Origin of the sequence: Streptomyces sp. P9(2023), assembly GCF_032436795.1 — a bacterium.
In the GTDB taxonomy this organism is placed as follows: Bacteria; Actinomycetota; Actinomycetes; order Streptomycetales; family Streptomycetaceae; genus Streptomyces.
The window spans coordinates 1-268 of the sequence record NZ_JAUPWM010000510.1; the positions used below are offsets into that span (position 1 = coordinate 1).

Genomic DNA, 268 nt, shown 5'->3' on the forward strand with positions numbered 1-268 from the left:
CTTTGAGATCCTCGCCCTCAGCTCGGCCCCGCGCAGCTTGCGCGGCAAACAAGGCGTGGTCATCATCGACGAGGCGGCCTTCGTCGAAAGCCTGCCTGAACTGCTCAAGGCCGCGCTGGCCTTTCTGATGTGGGGCGGTCAGGTGGTGGTCTGTTCCACCCATGACGGGGCGGACAACCCGTTCAACGAGCTGATCCGCGACATGTTGGGCGGCAAACTGCCCTATGCCCATATGCGCATCGACTTTGACCAGGCGCTGGCAGACGGG

At 63.4% G+C, this 268-nt stretch carries 1 protein-coding gene; it reads left to right on the plus strand.

Translation table 11 applies throughout. The features are described from left to right. Positions 1–268, plus strand: a 268-nt coding sequence (locus Q5762_RS38545; protein ID WP_315896974.1) for a hypothetical protein, incomplete at both ends; no start/stop codon positions are given.